At 54.7% G+C, this 18024-nt stretch carries 11 protein-coding genes; 8 read left to right on the top strand and 3 right to left on the bottom strand.

Annotated elements, in window-relative coordinates:
- The first annotated feature begins 6 nt into the window (after positions 1-6).
- From CA54_RS18515 to CA54_RS18505, 3 genes are all read left to right on the top strand, one after another.
- Positions 7-1728 (top strand): aldehyde dehydrogenase, encoded by a 1722-nt coding sequence (locus CA54_RS18515; protein ID WP_146372496.1) that lies wholly within the window; start codon positions 7-9, stop codon positions 1726-1728.
- 125 nt (positions 1729-1853) lie between these two features.
- Positions 1854-2519, top strand: a complete 666-nt coding sequence (locus tag CA54_RS18510; protein ID WP_146372495.1) for a 3-keto-disaccharide hydrolase — start codon at positions 1854-1856, stop codon at positions 2517-2519.
- Positions 2520-2614: 95 nt separating this feature from the next.
- Positions 2615-4036 carry a bifunctional folylpolyglutamate synthase/dihydrofolate synthase gene (locus CA54_RS18505; RefSeq protein WP_197532595.1) on the top strand — a complete coding sequence of 474 codons (1422 nt, stop codon included), beginning with the start codon at positions 2615-2617 and terminating at the stop codon, positions 4034-4036.
- A 111-nt stretch (positions 4037-4147) separates the two neighbouring features.
- Here the strand turns inward: CA54_RS18505 and CA54_RS18500 are convergent, their stop codons facing one another.
- From CA54_RS18500 to pilM, 3 genes are all read right to left on the bottom strand, one after another.
- Positions 4148-6496, bottom strand: coding sequence for a hypothetical protein (locus CA54_RS18500; protein ID WP_146372493.1), 2349 nt, complete (start codon positions 6494-6496; stop codon positions 4148-4150).
- Between the two features lie 154 nt (positions 6497-6650).
- Entirely contained in the window at positions 6651-8195 is a 1545-nt protein-coding gene (locus tag CA54_RS18495) for a hypothetical protein (protein ID WP_146372492.1), read from the bottom strand.
- An 89-nt stretch (positions 8196-8284) separates the two neighbouring features.
- On the bottom strand, positions 8285-10552 hold the full coding sequence (gene pilM / locus CA54_RS18490) for a type IV pilus assembly protein PilM (RefSeq protein ID WP_146372491.1): 2268 nt from the start codon (positions 10550-10552) through the stop codon (positions 8285-8287).
- A 793-nt stretch (positions 10553-11345) separates the two neighbouring features.
- Here pilM and CA54_RS18485 point away from each other — a divergent pair.
- The 5 genes from CA54_RS18485 to CA54_RS18465 all read left to right on the top strand — a co-directional run bounded on the left by CA54_RS18485 (position 11346) and on the right by CA54_RS18465 (position 17923).
- Positions 11346-14249, top strand: a complete 2904-nt coding sequence (locus CA54_RS18485; RefSeq protein WP_146372490.1) for a glycoside hydrolase family 38 N-terminal domain-containing protein — start codon at positions 11346-11348, stop codon at positions 14247-14249.
- 169 nt (positions 14250-14418) lie between these two features.
- Positions 14419-15069: a (d)CMP kinase gene (gene cmk / locus CA54_RS18480; RefSeq protein WP_146372489.1), complete on the top strand. Its 651-nt coding sequence runs from the start codon at positions 14419-14421 to the stop codon at positions 15067-15069.
- Between the two features lie 271 nt (positions 15070-15340).
- The gene (locus CA54_RS18475) at positions 15341-16114 is read left to right on the top strand and encodes a DUF1559 family PulG-like putative transporter (protein ID WP_146372488.1); all 774 of its coding nucleotides are present in this window, start codon (positions 15341-15343) and stop codon (positions 16112-16114) included.
- 109 nt (positions 16115-16223) lie between these two features.
- Entirely contained in the window at positions 16224-17009 is a 786-nt protein-coding gene (locus CA54_RS18470; RefSeq protein WP_146372487.1) for a DUF1559 family PulG-like putative transporter, read from the top strand.
- A gap of 143 nt (positions 17010-17152) precedes the next feature.
- Positions 17153-17923 carry a DUF1559 family PulG-like putative transporter gene (locus tag CA54_RS18465; protein ID WP_146372486.1) on the top strand — a complete coding sequence of 257 codons (771 nt, stop codon included), beginning with the start codon at positions 17153-17155 and terminating at the stop codon, positions 17921-17923.
- The last annotated feature ends 101 nt before the right edge of the window (positions 17924-18024 follow it).

Here is an 18024-nt window from a genome sequence, read left to right as displayed (position 1 = left end):
GATCGCATGAGTGTCGCACAAGCTACCAGCGAACAAAACTATCATACGTCGCTCGACGAAATCGACCACGCATTGGACGAGTTACAGGCAGCCAAACCTCGCTTCCAACAGACATCGCTCGACGAGTGGATGCGGCTGGTCGAAAGCTGCATTCCCACTGTTGTAGACAGCGCCCGCGAATGGGTGGACACCGCTTGCAAAGCGAAGGGGATCGCTCCGGCAAGTACAATTCGGGCTGAAGAGATCACGGCAGGACCGGCGGCGGCATTGCGCTACTTACGGTTGCTGCATGACAGCCTAGGGGACATCGCTAAACAGGGCCGGCCCCAGCTTCCCGGACCGATTCGGCAGGAACCGGGCGGGCGCTTGTTCGTGCGATTAGCCCCGGTCAAACGCCGTCACGACGCCTTGTTGTTCACGGGAACGACCTCTGATGCCTACATGGAAGCGGGAGTCACCGCTGAAAGTGTGGCTGCGCAAGAAATGCCCCTGCACCTGAGCGGAAAAGGTGGATCGCCACGGATTTCTTTAGTGCTGGGTGCCGGCAACGTCTCCTCGATTGCCATGACTGATACGCTGACAAAAATCTTTCAAGATGGCTGTCTGGTCTTACTGAAGATGAACCCGGTGAATGAATATCTGGGGCCGATTTTTACAAAGGGCTTGGCGCCGCTCGTTGAGGCGGGATTTTTAAGAATTATTTATGGCGGTGCAGAAGCGGGGCAACATGCCATCGCCCACAAATCCACAGACGAAGTGCATATCACCGGCTCAAATTTCAGCCACGACGCGATTGTGTGGGGGCCTCCCGGTCCGGAACAGGATCGTCGTAAACGGGAGAACGATCCGGTCTTGGATAAACCGATCACAAGCGAATTGGGCAATGTCACGCCCTGGATCGTCGTTCCCGGCGACTACACGGAGAAGCAGCTTCAGTTTCAAGCGGAAAACCTAGCGGCGTCGGTGATGAACAACGTGTCGTTCAACTGCTTGGCGACGAAGGTCATTGTCACCTGGCGCGACTGGCCGGACCGGCAGCGATTTCTTGATAAGCTTCAAGCGATCTTCGACAGCACGCCGCCCCGCAAAGCCTACTATCCAGGAGCTGCAGACCGCTTTCGTGAATTCGCCGGTAAGGAACCTACCGGTGTTCCCGAAGGGACATTGCCGTGGACGTTGATCCGCGACATCAATCCTGATGAGGATCCGAAGTTTGTCGAGCGGGAATCGTTCGTGTGTGTGACGACCGAAACCGCTCTAGAGGCCGACTCGCCGCAGGATTTTCTCAAAGTCGTCGCCGATTTTACGGAGAACCGCCTGTGGGGCACATTGTGCGCTGCCGTGATGGTGCCGCAATCATTTCGCAAGTCGGGGGAAAACAAAAAATTGTTCGACGACTTTCTTGCTCGACTGCGTTACGGGGCCATCGGCGTCAACCAATGGCCCGGGCTGGTCTACGGATTGATGACGCCGCCCTGGGGTGGACATCCCGGTTCGACGCTCGACGATCCGCAAAGCGGCGTTGGCTGGGTGCACAATACGTTTTTCCTGGACGGCATCGAAAAGACCATCACCGAGGGACCGCTCACCGCTTCCCCCAAACCGGTTTGGTTTCCAACCCACAAAAACCCCGAACCGATTTCTTGGAAGCTGGTCGATTTTTATGCCAAGCCTTCGACGTGGAACTTGGTACGTCTGCTGGGTTCGGCCGTTAAAAATGGCCTGTGATTCAATCGCATGAATCGCCCGGGTACCTACGGTCCGCAGACGATCCATGTGTTCATCAGCACATGCTGGTTCGCTGCACCACTCGAAACGTTGTTGCGCCCCTTAAACTTTTAGGAATGTCTCCCATGAAGCGACGGTTATCAGGGATTTTTTTGTGCGTCTGTCTGGCCGGACTGCTGGACAGCCAAACTGTGAGCGCCGAAGATCAACCCGCGACGGCTGGAACTGTCGAGAGGGGATTTCAATCGATCTTCAACGGCAAGGACCTCACGGGCTGGGAGGGGAATTTTAAACTTTGGAAGGTACGCGACGGAATGATCGTCGGCAACTCGCCTGGAATACGTCAAAATGAGTTCCTCGCCACCAAAAAACAGTACGGTGATTTTGAATTGCGGCTGGAGTTTAAGCTACATGAGGGCGAGGGCAACTCAGGAGTCCAGTTCCGTACCCGTCGCGTCCCTGAGAGTAGCGAGGTCGAAGGGTATCAGGCGGACATCGGGGAGAACTATTGGGGATGTCTCTACGACGAACATCGCCGCCGCAAAGTGTTGGCACAAGCAGGGCCGAAATTGAAGGATGTCTTAAAAAAAGACGATTGGAACGAGTACGTCATCCGAGCACAGGGCAATCATATTCTGCTCAAGATCAACAGCGTAACGACCGTTGATTATCATGAAGAGGACCCGCAGATTGCTCGCTCGGGGATTATTGCGATACAGGTCCATAGCGGCCCGCCGTTGCGAGTTGACTTTCGGAAACTGAGAATTCGCGAGTTGAACAAAAAAAACTAGCACCGCGCGGGGTACGGTTGCCCATTCACAAAGCCAAGTATTGTTGAGAGATGCCTCGACGCCGGTCACGGTTGGCCCATTCACCGGGGATTTTGATGACAGAGGATAGACTGACGTATCGGCAGGCCATCGATTATCTGATGGGGCGGATCAACTACGAACGTTTGGCAGCTAACCAGTACTCGGCACGCGATTTGAAACTCGACCGTATGGGGTCGCTGTTACAAGCCTTGGGCAACCCACAAGATTCGCTGCCTGCCGTGCATATCGCAGGGACCAAAGGTAAAGGCTCGACGGCGATGATGACCGCGGCGATGCTCACCGCTGCCGGATATCGCGTGGGCTTATACACATCGCCGCACATCACACGGCTGGAAGAACGGATGACGGTCAATGGCCGGCCGCCGAGTGAAGCGGAAATGGTTTCGCTGACGGCTCAGTTACGGACCGCGGTAGAAGTCGTCGATGCGCAGGGTGAATTGGGGCCGCTGACATATTTTGAAATTCTCACGGCGATGGCCTGGTTGCTGTTTCGCCGTGAAAACGTAGATATCGTTGTCTTGGAGGTGGGACTGGGGGGCCGTTTGGATTCCACCAATCTTTGCCGACCGGAAGTGACGGTCATTACCAGCATCAGCTTGGATCACACGCAAATTTTAGGGGCGACCTTGGATAAAATCGCTCGGGAAAAAGCGGGCATACTGAAGCCGGGTATCCCGTTGATTTGCGGCGTGACTGCACCCCTGCCCCGAGAAGCCATTGAGCAAATTGCCAACACGCGCAACGTGCCAATTCTGCAACTGGGGCAGGAGCTGAGCTTTCAATACGAGCCAAAAAGTGAGTCCGAGTCGCCACCGCAGGGGGTGGGGGGAACGTTGGTTGTGACCGCCAGAGGGCAGGATTATTCGGACATCCATCTACCAATGTTGGGGGCACACCAAGCCCATAATGCGGCGTTGGCGACGGCAGCGGTTCTGCAAATGCGGGAGCGAGGCTGGAACATTCCCACGTCGGCGATTTACACCGGATTGCAATCAGTCACCTGTCCGGTGCGAATGGAGGTGATCCAAACCGATCCACTGACGATCTTGGACGCAGCCCACAACATGGCATCGATTCGCGCTTTTGGTGAAAGCATTCAGAGCACTTTTCCCAATCAGCGTAAGCTCTTAATCTTTGCGACGACAAAGGACAAACCGGTCGAGGAGATGCTTCGCTATCTATTACCGCGCTTCGATCAGGTCGTGGTGACGCAATACCTCAACAACCCGCGCCGATTAGGGGTTCGTGAATTGTCCGCTGTGGCGCGCGAGGTGACCGATAGAGAATTTGTAGTGGCGGAGAGTCCCCAAGAGGCTTGGAATATTGCAGCGAGGCAAGCGTCCAATATGGATTTGATTTGTGTGGCGGGATCGTTTTTTATTGCCGCTGAATTGCGAGAAATCTTGTTGGCACAGCGGCCAGGAATGGGAGATTCGACGGAGCAGGCCTCGACGGTGACTGGGCCGCCTTGCTGAGGTGGAGCTTGTATTGCCCAGCAGTGCATCAACGAAAAGGGCGGCTGCCCTAATAGTGACAGCCGCCCGATTACTTGTCAGACATCATACGTCGAAATAGCGACCTGTGGGTTAACGTCGTCCCCGTCGTCCTTTACGCAAGGCATTGGAACCGCGATCACTGCCTCGCCCACGGTCCTTGCCCCTCCCACCAGTGGCAAAGCCCCGATCGTCATCGCCCGTGTCTTTTAGGTCTTCGTATTGTTTACGAACATTCGTGAGGACACCCTCCAGCCGCTCGCGTTCGCTTTCTTGTGACAGAGAGTCCAAGCGGACTGCACTACCGTCTTCCCTGACTACGAGCGCCTCAGAAGGAATACCGATCGCCGTTTCTCGGTCGGTGCGAACGCCCCGACGGTTACCCAGAGCTGCCTTGAGGTCCGGATGGTCCGCCAAGTTGATCGTAGGTTCTTCACTGGCATCGACCAAGGCCATGCTGCTCGTAAAGGTGGCGAGTTCGCTCTCGAAACTCGGTTTAGCAAGGTTCAGCACTAGCGTGTTTTTCGTGCCGCCAAGGAATTGGCCGAATATAACCCGCATCTTGTCGTTAATGACGGTGCCCAGTTCCTGGTGCCATTGATAGATTTCAAAGTTGGCACCGTTGCGGCCCGGTGCATCACCGATGGTGGCGTTGGCAACAAAGGCGTGCGTATCGGGAGGAATGACGACCACTTCTGACGGTTCACTCCAATCGGATTCTCGCGTTTCTCCTTGGATCACCGCTTCATCGTCGACTTGTTCACGTTCGTACGCTTGAAAAGCGGGATTATTGAAGATCAACTTGACGCGGTAACGATACGCTTCTCCTGGTTTGACCGTGAAGTCCAAATACCGAAATAACAAGACGCGTCCAATAGCGGCTTGGATTCCTTGAGTTTGTAGGGGATCATCCAGTACGTCTAGCATATTTCGCTGACGGTTGGTGGCCATGCGTTGGCGAACATTTCTGCCACCTCTGCCGCGACCAAGACCGAAACGGCTTCTGCCATCCCCGTCGTCATCATCCTCATTGCGTCCACGCAGCATGTTCCTGCCGCGAAGTCCGCGGCCCCTTCCACTTCCTCCTCCGCGTGTGATATCAAGGCCAGTATAAGCACCGCCTGCCTGGGGGGCTTCGAGGCCGAAGATTTCCTTGACGCGGTCGCCCACGGTTTTGGGGGATTGATCGGCCGAATCGCGGAGCTTTTTCATCTGCTCTTCCGTGGCTCGATTACGGAGCTCGGAGATTTCCATTTGCAGCTCTGAGAAGCCTCCCTTTTTACTGTCATCATTTCGCTGCAGTTCATCAGCCTGTTCTCGCAGACTCGTGATCATGTTTTCGAGTTGTTCACGTTCCTCATCCGTGAGTTTGAATTGCTCCAGCCGAGGATGGGTCGCTTCTTCGGTCCAATAGCCTTCCAACCGAGGTGGCAGAGGCATTGTGATGTAGTGATTGGTGACCCGTGGATCCAGGATCGGCAACGCAAAACCTGAGGCATCGGCGAGCACACGGACCGCTTCTTCGATGTCCAACTCTTCCCAGTTCTCTTCTTTCCAGGGATTCTCGCCAGGGACAGCGCGTTGACGTTGGATTCGAAAACCACGAAATTCCAAATGTCGGTCCGCATCGCTGGGGAGTGGCAATCGCAGTGCGCGAGCTAAATTCAATCGTTGTTGCCGGACATTGAACAATCCGCGGACCGCAGCGAAGCGTTGGCCTCGTGCTTGGGTGTAAGCTACGTCCTCGTAATCGTCGCCCAACCGGTTACCGCGTGAACCGCGTCCGCGGTTACGACTTTCGTTAGAGTAGCCGCCTAATCGTTGTCCGTTGGGGCGCCGACCGCGAATGTTCAGGTTTACACCGTCATCATCATCATCGTTTCTTCCTTTTCCAGTGGAAGAGGCACCCCGTCGTCGGTAACGGTCTTTACGTCGCTTTATACTCAAGTCGAGGCTGTCGGTCGCATCCCCTTCCACATCGCGGCCGGTTCCGGCGGCCAATTGATCGGGAAACTGCGCGGCCTGTTCCGGCGACAATTCCATCAAGAAAACACCTTGTTTGGCGACCAACTCTTCGACAGCGCCCCATTTGGTATCGGTGATGAGTTCTAAAGGTTTGACAAGCGGTTCGATGAACGGAACGCGGTACTCATAGGGCGCGATATTCATATTCGCGACCAACGATTCGGCTTGTCCGAGAAAATCCTGTAGCGGGACTTCTTCTTGCTTCTCGGCTGGCCAATTACTTTGGGCGATTTTCGTCTTGGCATCGGAGATCTCTGCGTCTAACTCCGCAGGTGTGCGTTCATCACGCGACCAGTCGGTCGATACCAAGGCGATCAAAATGATTACGGCGACACACGCCGCGCCTATTTTCTCCCCATGATTGACGAAAAACGCCTTGATGTTCTTGCCCTTCAGCATGTCACCGAGATTTTTCACGGCTGACTCCTCGCTTTGTTCCAAGTCATATGGAAATTGTCCGGTGTGCAGCGCCACATTGCCGGAATATCGTCAATTAAAAAATCGTAAGTTTTGACCGTACCAATTGGTTTTGGCCGTTTTTCGATTGGCCCACCCAATGAACCGGTAGCAGTTACCGTTCCCCTTTTCCGTCGCCGATCCGTAGCAAGCCATTTCCGGTGCCACGACCGTTTGCGCCGGGACGATTTCGGCCGCGACGGCTGCCTCCGAAGCTGTACTGCCCTTCTGCTTGCTTCATTTGGTCCGTAACGTTGCGCAACAACTCGATGTCCTCAAACTCGGCCGAACGGAAGCTGGGATTAGCTGCTGCCACATCGTTTGGTTGTGAATCGGTGGTCGAGCCATCCGCAACAATTCCTGGCTGTTGTTCATCTGCAGATGTGTTTGGCGCTTGATTTATCGATTTGAAGATCCGCATGGTTCCGGTGATCTCTACCTGCGCCTCATAGGGTCGCGAATTCGCTTGGAATTGTCCTGTGGAACCCATGAAAATGTTGTCATTCTCATCTTCATCCAATTCACGACCTTTCTTGCTCCCGCCGCCTCTTTTCGAGTTAGTTCCGTTGGTGAGCTCCACACGCAGAATCTTGATCGGCCAGGGAGAATCAGAGAGGGAGGCAAGCAAGTCGGGCATTCGGCGGTGGTCCATTTCTACGACCATATTGAATGCACGGGTGTTGTATTGGTCCAGTTCCTGAACGTACCGACGTACTTCAGTCGGTTTGATTTCCGCATCGTCATCTGCCTCGTCGGCAAAAAGATCAACTTCAGCTCCGGACGCTCTGGCCAGTTCGACGGCGTCTAGGAAAAAATTCTCAGCCATTGCGGGAGAATCATCGATGAATCCGCTGATTCCTGAGCTTCTGGTGACGCCGCCTTTGTTTTTGGCGCGTCCTTTTTTGTCCCGCTTGACTTCGTCATCTGCCGCGTCTTTGGCCGGAGGTTCAGTGGTTTTAGAACCTTCAAACTTGTCCAATTCCTCCTTGTGGGCCAATCCACCGAGCAGCTCCAAATATTTGATCTTAGTAATGACCGCATCGGACCGGTTTTCAACACCATCGTTGACGTCAGCAATCGCTTCTAGCAGACTTCTGTACAGCCAAATGTCCTGCTGTGCTTCACGCATTTGCTTGGTCGTTGGGGCGATGTCGCCCCATTTTTCAACGGGGAGGCTTTCGACTGAAAAATCCACGATGCCCAAGATGGGTTGCTTGTCGGTTTCAAGGTCCAGCTTCCCAAATCGGATAGGATTTACGATCAACCAAACTTCCGCCCATTCCCGATGATAGGCTCCTGAAAAGTAGATGTCCCGCAGGTCCAACGGGATCTCCTCATCGGGGCCCAATTTTGCCATCGAGTTGGCGATTACGGGCGGCCAGGTCTTGAGGCTGATTTGTCCTTCCGCCAATTTCTCCCAGGCAGCGTCAATGAGATCTTGTTGTTCTGTATTGATCTTCTTAACGCCGTTAATCCAGGTGTCATTGATCAGTTCGCCCTTTGGAATTGCCTGATAGGCCGCATTGATTTCGTTTTTGCGAGCAGAAATGGCCGAAGCGGCATCGCCCGAGCCAATCCACCACCCCACAAGCGGTACGATCAACGCAATGGCCAACAGCATCCAAAACCTATAGACAAGGATTTCACGAAGTTTATCCATGACTGCAACTCCTGCTTTTGCTCGATGTTTGCAATGTGCGCCGAAATGTGTTGAACGGGACGCAACGCGTCCCAACTGTGACCCATCTGCTAATTGTTTTCGTTCCCAGCCGGCGATGCTGGTGTAGCATCCGCAGACGGTTCACCTTGAGTCGGCGAAGTGTCGTTTGTTTCATTCAATTCGCCAGTCCCGGGTGCTTGAACTGCACTTCCTTCTTCGCCCGCTTGAGCATCTCCGGCCGATTCAGCGAATGCCGGATCAACGTCTTGCCGCAGCTTGAAGGGGGTCGGCTGCCAGACAAATTGAATTTGAAATTGTGTCAGTGGCACTTCCCAATACTCGATCTCCGTCATCGTCGTATTTAACGTGGGTAGCGTATCCGCACTGATGGTTGGTCTGGCAATACTACCGCTGCCTCCGCCACCACGGCGACTTTTACCTCTGCCACTGAAAAGATCGTCATCCGCACCAAAGTTGGAACCACCTCGGGAACGTCCGCGATCATTTTTCGCCATCCGATCGTCGATGATTTGGCCAGGCTTAGGAATCAGGTCAGGTAGGCGTTGTTCCTTGGATGCGAAAGCCAAGACGGGATGCGTGATCCCAATTTTTCGCACAGGGATCTCAGCCAGTACTTTGTCCTGTTGCACGGTCCACTGTTTCAGATTCTCTAAAATGGTTTGGCGAATCCACATCCGACTTGTAAATCGGGGGTCGTCTTCTTTGTAGCTGTGCTGGCAGCTCAACATGACCAAATAACCCGGACCGGATGGTGCAAGCTTTTGGTCGTCCTCTCGCATCTCGGCCTTTTGTGCTTCGGTGAGTTCGACATACCAATCGGTTAACTCGTCAATAAAACGAACTCGTATCGAATTGATCTGAATCCGTTTCTTTTTGGATGGGTCGTCGGACTCTACGCCTTCATCGCCCACTTCGCGCGGCAAGCACTCGTTGATCGCCTTGTAAAGTTCAGGCCAGTAGATGCGGTCCTCTTCGACACCAACCAGCGTATCTCCGGTTTGCCGTAACGCCTGGTTGGCGGAGGTGGCAGCGGAATAATTTGACTTAAAGCCATTGGCCTGTAGTTGCACCTGCTTGGCATTCTCCTCGGCGCTGGACCAAATATCCTTCTCCACTGATGCCATCACGCTCGTGTAGCCGATGGCTGAAAGAGTAAAGCCGACCAACAACGATGCGGCTGCTGCAATCGCCCACGGTTTTTTCTTGCGGATCAAGCGTTCGGTCGTGATCTCAGGTGGTAAGAGTGACGTGTGAATCCGTGTCAAACCCAGCGATTGCAACGCCAAACCGTACGGGACGGCGAAGCTCATGATGTTGTCTTGGAACAACGGCGCTCGCAGCACGGCATCGCCCGAAACGGCATCGAATGAATGCACGCGGTCGACCTGGTACTGGAGATTCTGTTGCAGGAATTTTTGCAAACCGGCCAATTTAAAGCCGTTGCCCACGCCCACAACTTTTTCGATCTTGGCTTCTTTGTTGACGCTGGAGAAGTACCCAATCGAGCGACGGATTTCCGAGACATAATCGTTAAATACGGGACGCAGTGCTTGGAACACAGAACGGGGATCCGGAGATTTTGTGGCGTTACATTTCAGGTGCTCCGCCTTAGCGAAGGTCAGTTTCAGATCCTTCGTCAACGCCCGCGTAAAGTGGTTGCCGCCGATGGGAACGTTACGCAACCAAATCTTTTGACCGTTTGTGACCAGTAGGGTTGTATTATCAGCTCCCATGTCGAGCACAATCGTGTAATCCGCATCAGGATCAACCGGATCATCCTTGCCCAGATCCATTTGGTCGTAGCAGATGAAATTGTAAATTGCCAACGGCGAAATCTGAATCGATTCGACTTCAACCAGTTGATCCAGGAACGGCTGCAGGCACTGTTGGACTTGGTCGCGCTTCATGGCGAACAGGCCAACTTCCGCATCCAGCATGAACCCGCCTTCTTCTGTCCCACTGCCTAGCGGCTGGTAGTCCCAGATGACGTCTTCGAGGGCGAAGGGGATTTGTTGTCGCGCTTCGTATTTGACGATCTCCGCCACTTTACTCGACTCGACCGGCGGTAACTGAATGAAGCGGGCCAAGGCGGTTTGCCCCGGGACGCTAATGCTAATCAGATCGCCTTCAACATTATTGCGAGTCAAAAACGTGTCGAGCGCTTCGTGGATCAATGCTTCCGGGTTGGCGTCGGGCTGTGAAAGAATCTTGGGATGTGCGACAAAATCGAATGCCGTCGCAACGACTTGTTCGGCAGCCTCCGAATACTCCAGCCGGATTGCTTTCAGCCCGGCCTGCCCGATTTCGATTCCCCATGCCGCACTTGTAACAGCCATTGATTCTATTCTCCCTCGCCGCGGCGATATTCTCGTTCCCGCAGGTCACCCAAATGTCATTCGCAAAAGCCGATTGCCGGTCCGGACTTTATTTCGGCTCCCGAAACCCGACCCCGAAAAATGAATCTGATTATCGACCCTAAGCGCAAGCTATCACAGCATTTCTATCGAAGTCAACCAAAAAGAGACAGACTTCGGCGTTTTCGCTAACTTCGCACTGTTTCTTATTCTATGATGCCTCGGTCGACTGTGTTGATTCAAGCCGAGTCGGAGTAGATTTAATAACTTGCCACAAATCATTCTCGTCGGCCAACCACAGTCAGGGTTGTGATGAATACGATTCTTGTGACGGATAATCCACAAAACAGACGAGTGATGAGCCCGGTCTATGAATGCCGGCTAGATTTGCAATTTTTAAAGTGTCACTCATTTCGACGTTGTTCGTCGTATCAAAGTTCCCAGAAAAACACGAAGTCGCCAAAATTCCGCCTCTAATCCCGTTGTCCCCACCATTTTGATCGAACAGATTCTCGAACAGACGCCCTAATTTCACACCGGACTGCCGAAGGACAAAGTTTGCCCCCTGTGCGCTCAGATAAGACGGTATACCCTGGGTAATACGCAAAACGGTGTGAAAGATTTCCTGCGCGACAGCCTAGTTTTTGGCAGCGACCTGCGGGAAACGTTGCAGCGTACTTCGGAATCGACAACGATCCGGCTATGATGCAGTCTGTGGATTGCGCCGCAATTTTCCTGTTTCTCCGGACCACCAATAGAAGCGTTATCTTTGGAAATGGCACTCGAAGATCTGATCATCCTTATTCCCAGCCACAGTCTAGAAGACTTTCCGACTGACCTGACTGAAGAGTCCGCCGCTGGGCTGCTCAACGCATTTTGCATCACATGGCATCCGCGGCTTCTGGCCGAGGCGGAGGTGATTCCACGGTGGCAACGTGCGGATGACCCGCCGGAACTGGTGGAAAACCGGCTGGTGATCATCCCGGAGTGTAGCCATGACTGGGCGCCCCACGGTTGGGCGGCACAGGCGCGCGAATCGGGTTGTTTGGTGTTGGAGAACATGCATGACCGGCAGGAAATGCTCGCCGCTGCTTTGGATTGGGGGCAAACGGACGATGCCGAGCCGCCACCTGAGGTCGATCCAGAATTGGCGGCCGATTTTCTGGCCGTCGGTTTTTGCTATCTGCAGACCGAACTATTGGCCCGGCATATGCGGCACTACAGCAATTTGGACGAAGTCCATTTGCAACGTGAAGCGGTCGCGGCGGCACAGGCTGCGGTTGCCGGCGACGATGCGATCGCCCGCAATCATTTGCGGAGTTGTTTTGAAGTGCTCGCCGATGCGCGTGAGCGGTTTTATCCGGTCGATTGCTATTTAATTGACCTGTGCCTGCTGATTCCCCGCCTAGCCGATGAGCATTTGACCGACGTGCTCAATACGCTCAATCCCGTCAATATCTTGGTGACAGCCGAAGATATGCAGGAAATCGCCGAGAAAGACCCCATATTGGTCGAATTATTGCGCGAGACTTGGGAGCGGGGTACGGCTGATGTGATCGGCGGGGAGTATCAGGAGGCCAGCACGCAATTGTTGCCGCTGGAATCGGTGTTGTGGCAGTTTGAACAGGGGATCCATGTTTTTGAGTCGCTGTTTCATCGTCGCCCCACCGTTTGGGGACGCCGGCGATTTGGCGTGGCGGCGCAGCTGCCGCAGATTTTAGATAAGCACAACTTCGAAGCGGCAATGCATGTTGCCCTGGACGATGGGCTCTATCCTGACGAGGAGCAAAGCAAAATTCGTTGGGAAGGTTGCGACGGTTCGGTGATCGACGCCATCACCCGCATTCCGCTGGCGGGCGACAGCGCGACTAGTTTCCTGCGATTTCCCGAACGCATGGCAGAATCGATGGATCAGGACCACGTCGCCACGGTGGTCTTTGCGCGGTGGCCGCAAGTCGAATCGCCCTGGATGGACGATCTCCGCCGCATGCAGGCCTATGCACCGGCGCTGGGGAAATACGTGACGTTGCAGGACTACTTCCAACAAACCGACAGCCCAGGCCGGCTCTCTGCGTTTAAGGCGAATGAATACCTCACGCCGTTTTTTATTCAGGCAGTCGCCCGGCAAGAGAAAAATCCGAGCAGTCGCTATGCCGACCACCTGAAGCGACGGCAACGATTGCAATCCGCCAAATGGTTCACCGCACTTGATCACGTCCTCCGCGGACAATCGTTGCTTGAACCTGTCTTGGCGGACGTCGAGCGGCTGGTGGAATTGGCGGGACCCGATACAGAATCGGACACACAATCGGATGCCAATGACGCGCTCGCCGATGTCGAACGGTCCGCGCCCCGGCAGTTGGCCGGGTTAATCACTCAAGGGGGAGCAGAGCAAACGGGGTATTTGGTGCTCAATCCGTTGGGATTCGCGCGGTCGGTTCAAGTGGACTTGCCGGAACTGGAGCACCCGCCGGCGCAAGAAGGCATGGTCAAACGCGTGCAATGGGACGCGCGAACGCGGGCAGCCATTGTCGAAGTCCCCGGCATGGGGTTCGCTTGGGTAACCGCTGGAAACGGAAACGTTGAGCCATCGCAAGCCCCCAACGAATTGCCGTTGGCCGAACCGAATTTGCTGCGGAATGAGTTTTTCGAAATGCTGCTCAATGAGCAATCGGGAGGCATCCAACGCCTCAAGGGACACGGCCGCAAACCCAACCGGCTGAGCCAGCAAATCACCTATCGCTACCTCCACGAACGCAAGCTCCCCGATCCCGATGCGAGTGGCGAAGAGATTTCGACCGCTTATGCGGAGATGCGGCTCAAGTCGAGCAAGGTGCTCAGTACTGGTCCATCAATGGGCGAGATTTTGGCAACCGGGGAGATTGTCGATCAAGCATCGGGCAAGGTGTTAGCACGATTTGAGCAAACGTTCCGTGTCTGGCGATCCGTGCCGCGTGTGCAAATTGATTTGACACTGGACGTCGACCATCTGCCGGACAGCAACCCTTGGCTCGACTATTACACCATGCGGATCGCCTGGAACGATAGCTCCGCGTCGCTGACCCGCGGAGTGTTGCACGGGGCGCAGGATATTAAAGACGAACGCTTTGAGAATCTGCACTACTTAGAAATTGCCAACAGCGACGAACGGACGACGATCTTGAATCACGGCGTGCCGTTTCAGCGGACCACGGGAATGCGGATGGTCGATTACATTCTCATCACCACCGGTGAAACGCAGCGTACGTTTCGATTTGATATCTGTTTGGATGAGAACTATCCCATGCAAGCCGCCATGGATACGCTCACGCCGCCGGCAGTGATTCCCTCAACCATCGCTCCCCGCGGTGGAGCACAGACCGGTTGGTTCTTCAACGTCGATGCCAAGAGCGTACAACTGCTCGACATTTTACCGCTCCGCGAACCCCCCTCCCCTGACCTGGCGGAATGGGATCGTTCGGAGGTCGAAACAACACCACACGGAAACGGCTTCGCACTGCGACTCGTGGAAACCGAAGGCCGCGCCGTCCGCGTCAAACTCCGCTGTTTCCGCGACCCAGTCGAAGCCCGCCAACGCGACTTCCAAGGCCGCACGATCAGCGATGTCATGATCGAAGGCGATGCAGTGCTCATTGATATGACGGCTTATGAAATTGCGGATATTGAATTGCGGTTTTAGGTTTTTAGAAAGATTCACCACGGAGGCACGGAGGACACGGAGTAAATGAGACTGCAGGCTATAGTCCCTAGGCTTTAGGGATTTCTGTCCATGCTTTTCCTAAGGACTACAGACTAAAGCCTACAGCCTCTTTCTTCCTCCGTGCCTCTGTGGTGAAAAATGAAGAAACATGATCATCACCATCGACGGACCCGCTGGGGCGGGGAAAAGTACGGTTGCTCGGCAACTCGCGAACCGGTTGGGGTTTGCGTTTTTAGATACTGGTGCGATGTATCGCGCGGTTGCCTGGGCGTGTTTGCAGCGGGACGTCGATTTTTCTGATGTCGATGCTGTGGCTGACGTAGCGCGGACGATCGTGATTCAATTCGATGGCGATGAAGTCTTGGTCGACGGGCAAAACGTTTCCGGCGAGATCCGCACCAACGACGTGACCGCTGCTTCGCAATACACCGCCGGTAATATTGAAGTGCGTGAAATCCTGGTCGAGCAACAACGCCGCATCGCCGGTGATGCCGACGTCGTCACCGAAGGCCGGGATCAGGGGACGGTCGTCTTTCCGGCAGCGGAATTTAAGTTTTTCATCACAGCCAGTCCTGAATCCCGTGCCCGCCGCCGCCAAGAAGAATTCGCCGCCCGTGGGCAGAACATTCCACTGGAACAGGTCTTAGCGGACCAAACCGACCGCGACAACCGCGACGCCGCCCGCAAAGTGGGAGCAATGAAACCGGCCGCCGATGCCATCGAGGTCGACACATCAGACATCGATGCCGACGCTGTGGTGCAGCGGTTGCTGGACATTATCCGCGGCTCGGCCGGTTGATGGGACGCAGTCGCTGGAGTTCGTTGTTTGGCGGTGGATGGAACTCATAGCTCTCCTGCCGACTTCGTCGGCCCACAAAGAATCTTTGTGGGCCACCCAGTGATACGCCCGGTTTATATTTCGCTGTGAATAATCATCCCCGCGTCGCGTTACTCAAGTAGGGTAGGCTCCCGCCTGCCATGAACTTCGTGGGACGCGTGGTCTCAAGCTCGGCAGGCGGGAGCCTGCCCTACAGGGGGTTGTCACTGGGTGCAAGTGGGGGATTGGATGGATGACTGATCATCCCGATGAAACCGGCGTGGAATTTGCCGACGTGCCGCCGCCGAAACGGAAGATCACGCTCATTGAAGTCGTGGTCACGCTCAGCATCATCGTGATTTTGATCTCGCTCTTCGCGCCAGCCAAGCGTACTGCCCGCGGAGCCGCGCGGCGTACGCAATGCATCAATCACCTCAAGAACATCAGCTTGGCGCTGCACAACTATGCAAGCGAATATGGCGCGTTCCCCCCTGCCTATACGGTCGACGCCAACGGCAAGCCGCTGCACAGTTGGCGGACGTTGATTCTGCCGTATCTCGATCAACGGCCGCTTTACGAAAGGATCGACCTCACCAAGCCCTGGGACGACCCCGCGAATGCCGAAGCGTATGCGACGGAATTGAGTGTTTATCAATGCCTCTCGGCGGAACTGGATCCGCAGCAGACGGTCTATTTGGCGGTCACGGCTCCGGGCGGATTTTTCAGGGAGGATGTTCCCCGCAAATTGACCGATGTCACAGATGATCCGCACGAGACGCTGATGGTTATCGAAGCCCCGTCCAAGCACGCCGTACATTGGATGGCTCCCTACGATGCCAAAGCACGGGTCGTGTTGAGCCTCACTAACGACGCCGAATTGCATCACCCTGGTATTACTATTGCTGCGTTCGTAGATGGGACGGTAAGTGCAATCGTCGCCACGCTACCAGAATCGGAATTTCGACGTCTGATATCGATCGCCGGAGATGACAGGCAGGACACCGTCATCCCCGTTGAGGAAGAATGAACTCGTTCGCAATACAATCGTCTGGAGCCTGGATTACCTTACGCGATAACCACCAGACCCGGGTGATGGGTGTGGCGTTTGTGTTGAATCTAAAATCGGAGGCGCACCGATGAGTAGACGTTCCTCTTTTCCTATACATTTTGGCGCCTACACCGGTGTGACGCGGAATCGCCGGTGCGGGGGCGCGGAACTTGAACTGCTCTTTGAACTCTGCATCATAACGTTGGTCCTCGCACTCCTTCCGCCACTCCTGCAATTTGCCGATCATTCCGGCGATCGCGGTGACCATTCCCGTACGCATTGCATTAACAAGCTCAAGAATATTTCGCTGGCGCTGCACAATTACAATAACACCTACGGCGGCTTGCCACCGGCGTACACGGTCGATGCTGATGGTAAGCCGCTGCACAGTTGGCGGACGTTGATTCTGCCGTATCTGGATCAACGGTCACTTTACGAGAAAATTGATCTTTCAAAGCCGTGGGACGATCCGGTGAATGCGGAGGCGGCTGCGACTTATGTCAGCGAGTATGATTGCCCGTCTACTTATTCCGAGTTGGAGCCGAACCGGACGGTGTATCTGGCCGTCGTCACGCCCGACAGTTGCATTCGCCCAACCAAGATGCGGCCGATTTCAGAAGTCACCGACGGGCTGCCGAATACGCTGATGGTCATCGAAGTCCCGGTCAAATATGCCGTACCGTGGATGTCCCCGCAAGACGCCGATTTGCAGTTGGTGTCAAGCTCCATTTCCGGCGAAGATTTACAACACTCCAGTGGGTTTACAGCGGGGTTGGCTGATGGGCGTGTGAAATTCCTCTCATCCGAAATATCAGCAGCGACGCTACGAAGTCTGACGACGGCCGCGCAGGGAGACGTCGTGGGGGAATTTTGAATACAATGCTTGCTGAGTCAGTCGCCAGTGACGCGCGGTGAGAAACGATGAGCGACCGTCTCGGATGATTGCTGCGATACAGCGACCAAACCAAGGTGAAGTTTGTGGTGGATGTCTTGAATCCAAGACTTGGAGACGCAGCGATGAGCCGACAGTCCTCTTTTCCTTGTCGTGGGCTGTGCAGCACAAGGTTGCATTTTACCCGCCGGGGCTTCACGCTTGTCGAAATTCTTGTGGTTCTTGGCATCATTGCGATATTGCTCGCGCTGATCTTGCCTGTATTGAACTGTGGTGACGGTCGTTCTGTGCAATGCATCAATCGCATCAAGAATATCGGGTTGGCACTGCACAACTATGCAAACGAATATGGCGCGTTCCCACCTGCCTATACGGTCGATGCGGATGGTAAACCGCTACACAGTTGGCGGACGTTGATGTTGCCCTATTTGGATTATCGTGAACTTTACGAAACGATCGACCTCACCAAGCCCTGGAACGATCCCGCGAATGCCCAGGCTGCTTCGGCCAATTTGGCCATCTTTCAATGCCCCTTAGCCGAATTAGACCCGCACCAGACAACGTATCTGGCCGTGACGACGCCGACCAGTTTTTTGCGGTTGACGCAAACCAGGGGATTTGGGGACATCAAAGACGATCCGCACGAAACACTGTTGGTCATTGATGCGCCGGCCAAGAATGCCGTGCATTGGATGGCCCCGTATGACGCTGGCGAACAGGTCGTGTTCGAGCTGACGGATAAATCTGACTTGCAGCATTCCGGTGAGATCATAGCAGTGTTCGCCGATGGCACGGTTCGAGCAATCTCTCCTAACATGCCGGAAGCGGAACTGCGCCGCCTGATTTCGATTGCTGGAGATGAGGTGCAGAATACAGCGGGCCGCGTTCGCCAATGACGTGCAGGTTTGCGCCATAACCGTTGCGGTTCCATAAATTCGGCTTGTCCGCTAGCTGCCGAATAGGCATGATGCATGTGGCGGATGTCTTATACCCAAAT

The organism is Symmachiella macrocystis (genome assembly GCF_007860075.1).
Taxonomy (GTDB): Bacteria; Planctomycetota; Planctomycetia; order Planctomycetales; family Planctomycetaceae; genus Symmachiella; species Symmachiella macrocystis.
This window is presented reverse-complemented; position numbering and strand designations above follow the sequence as displayed.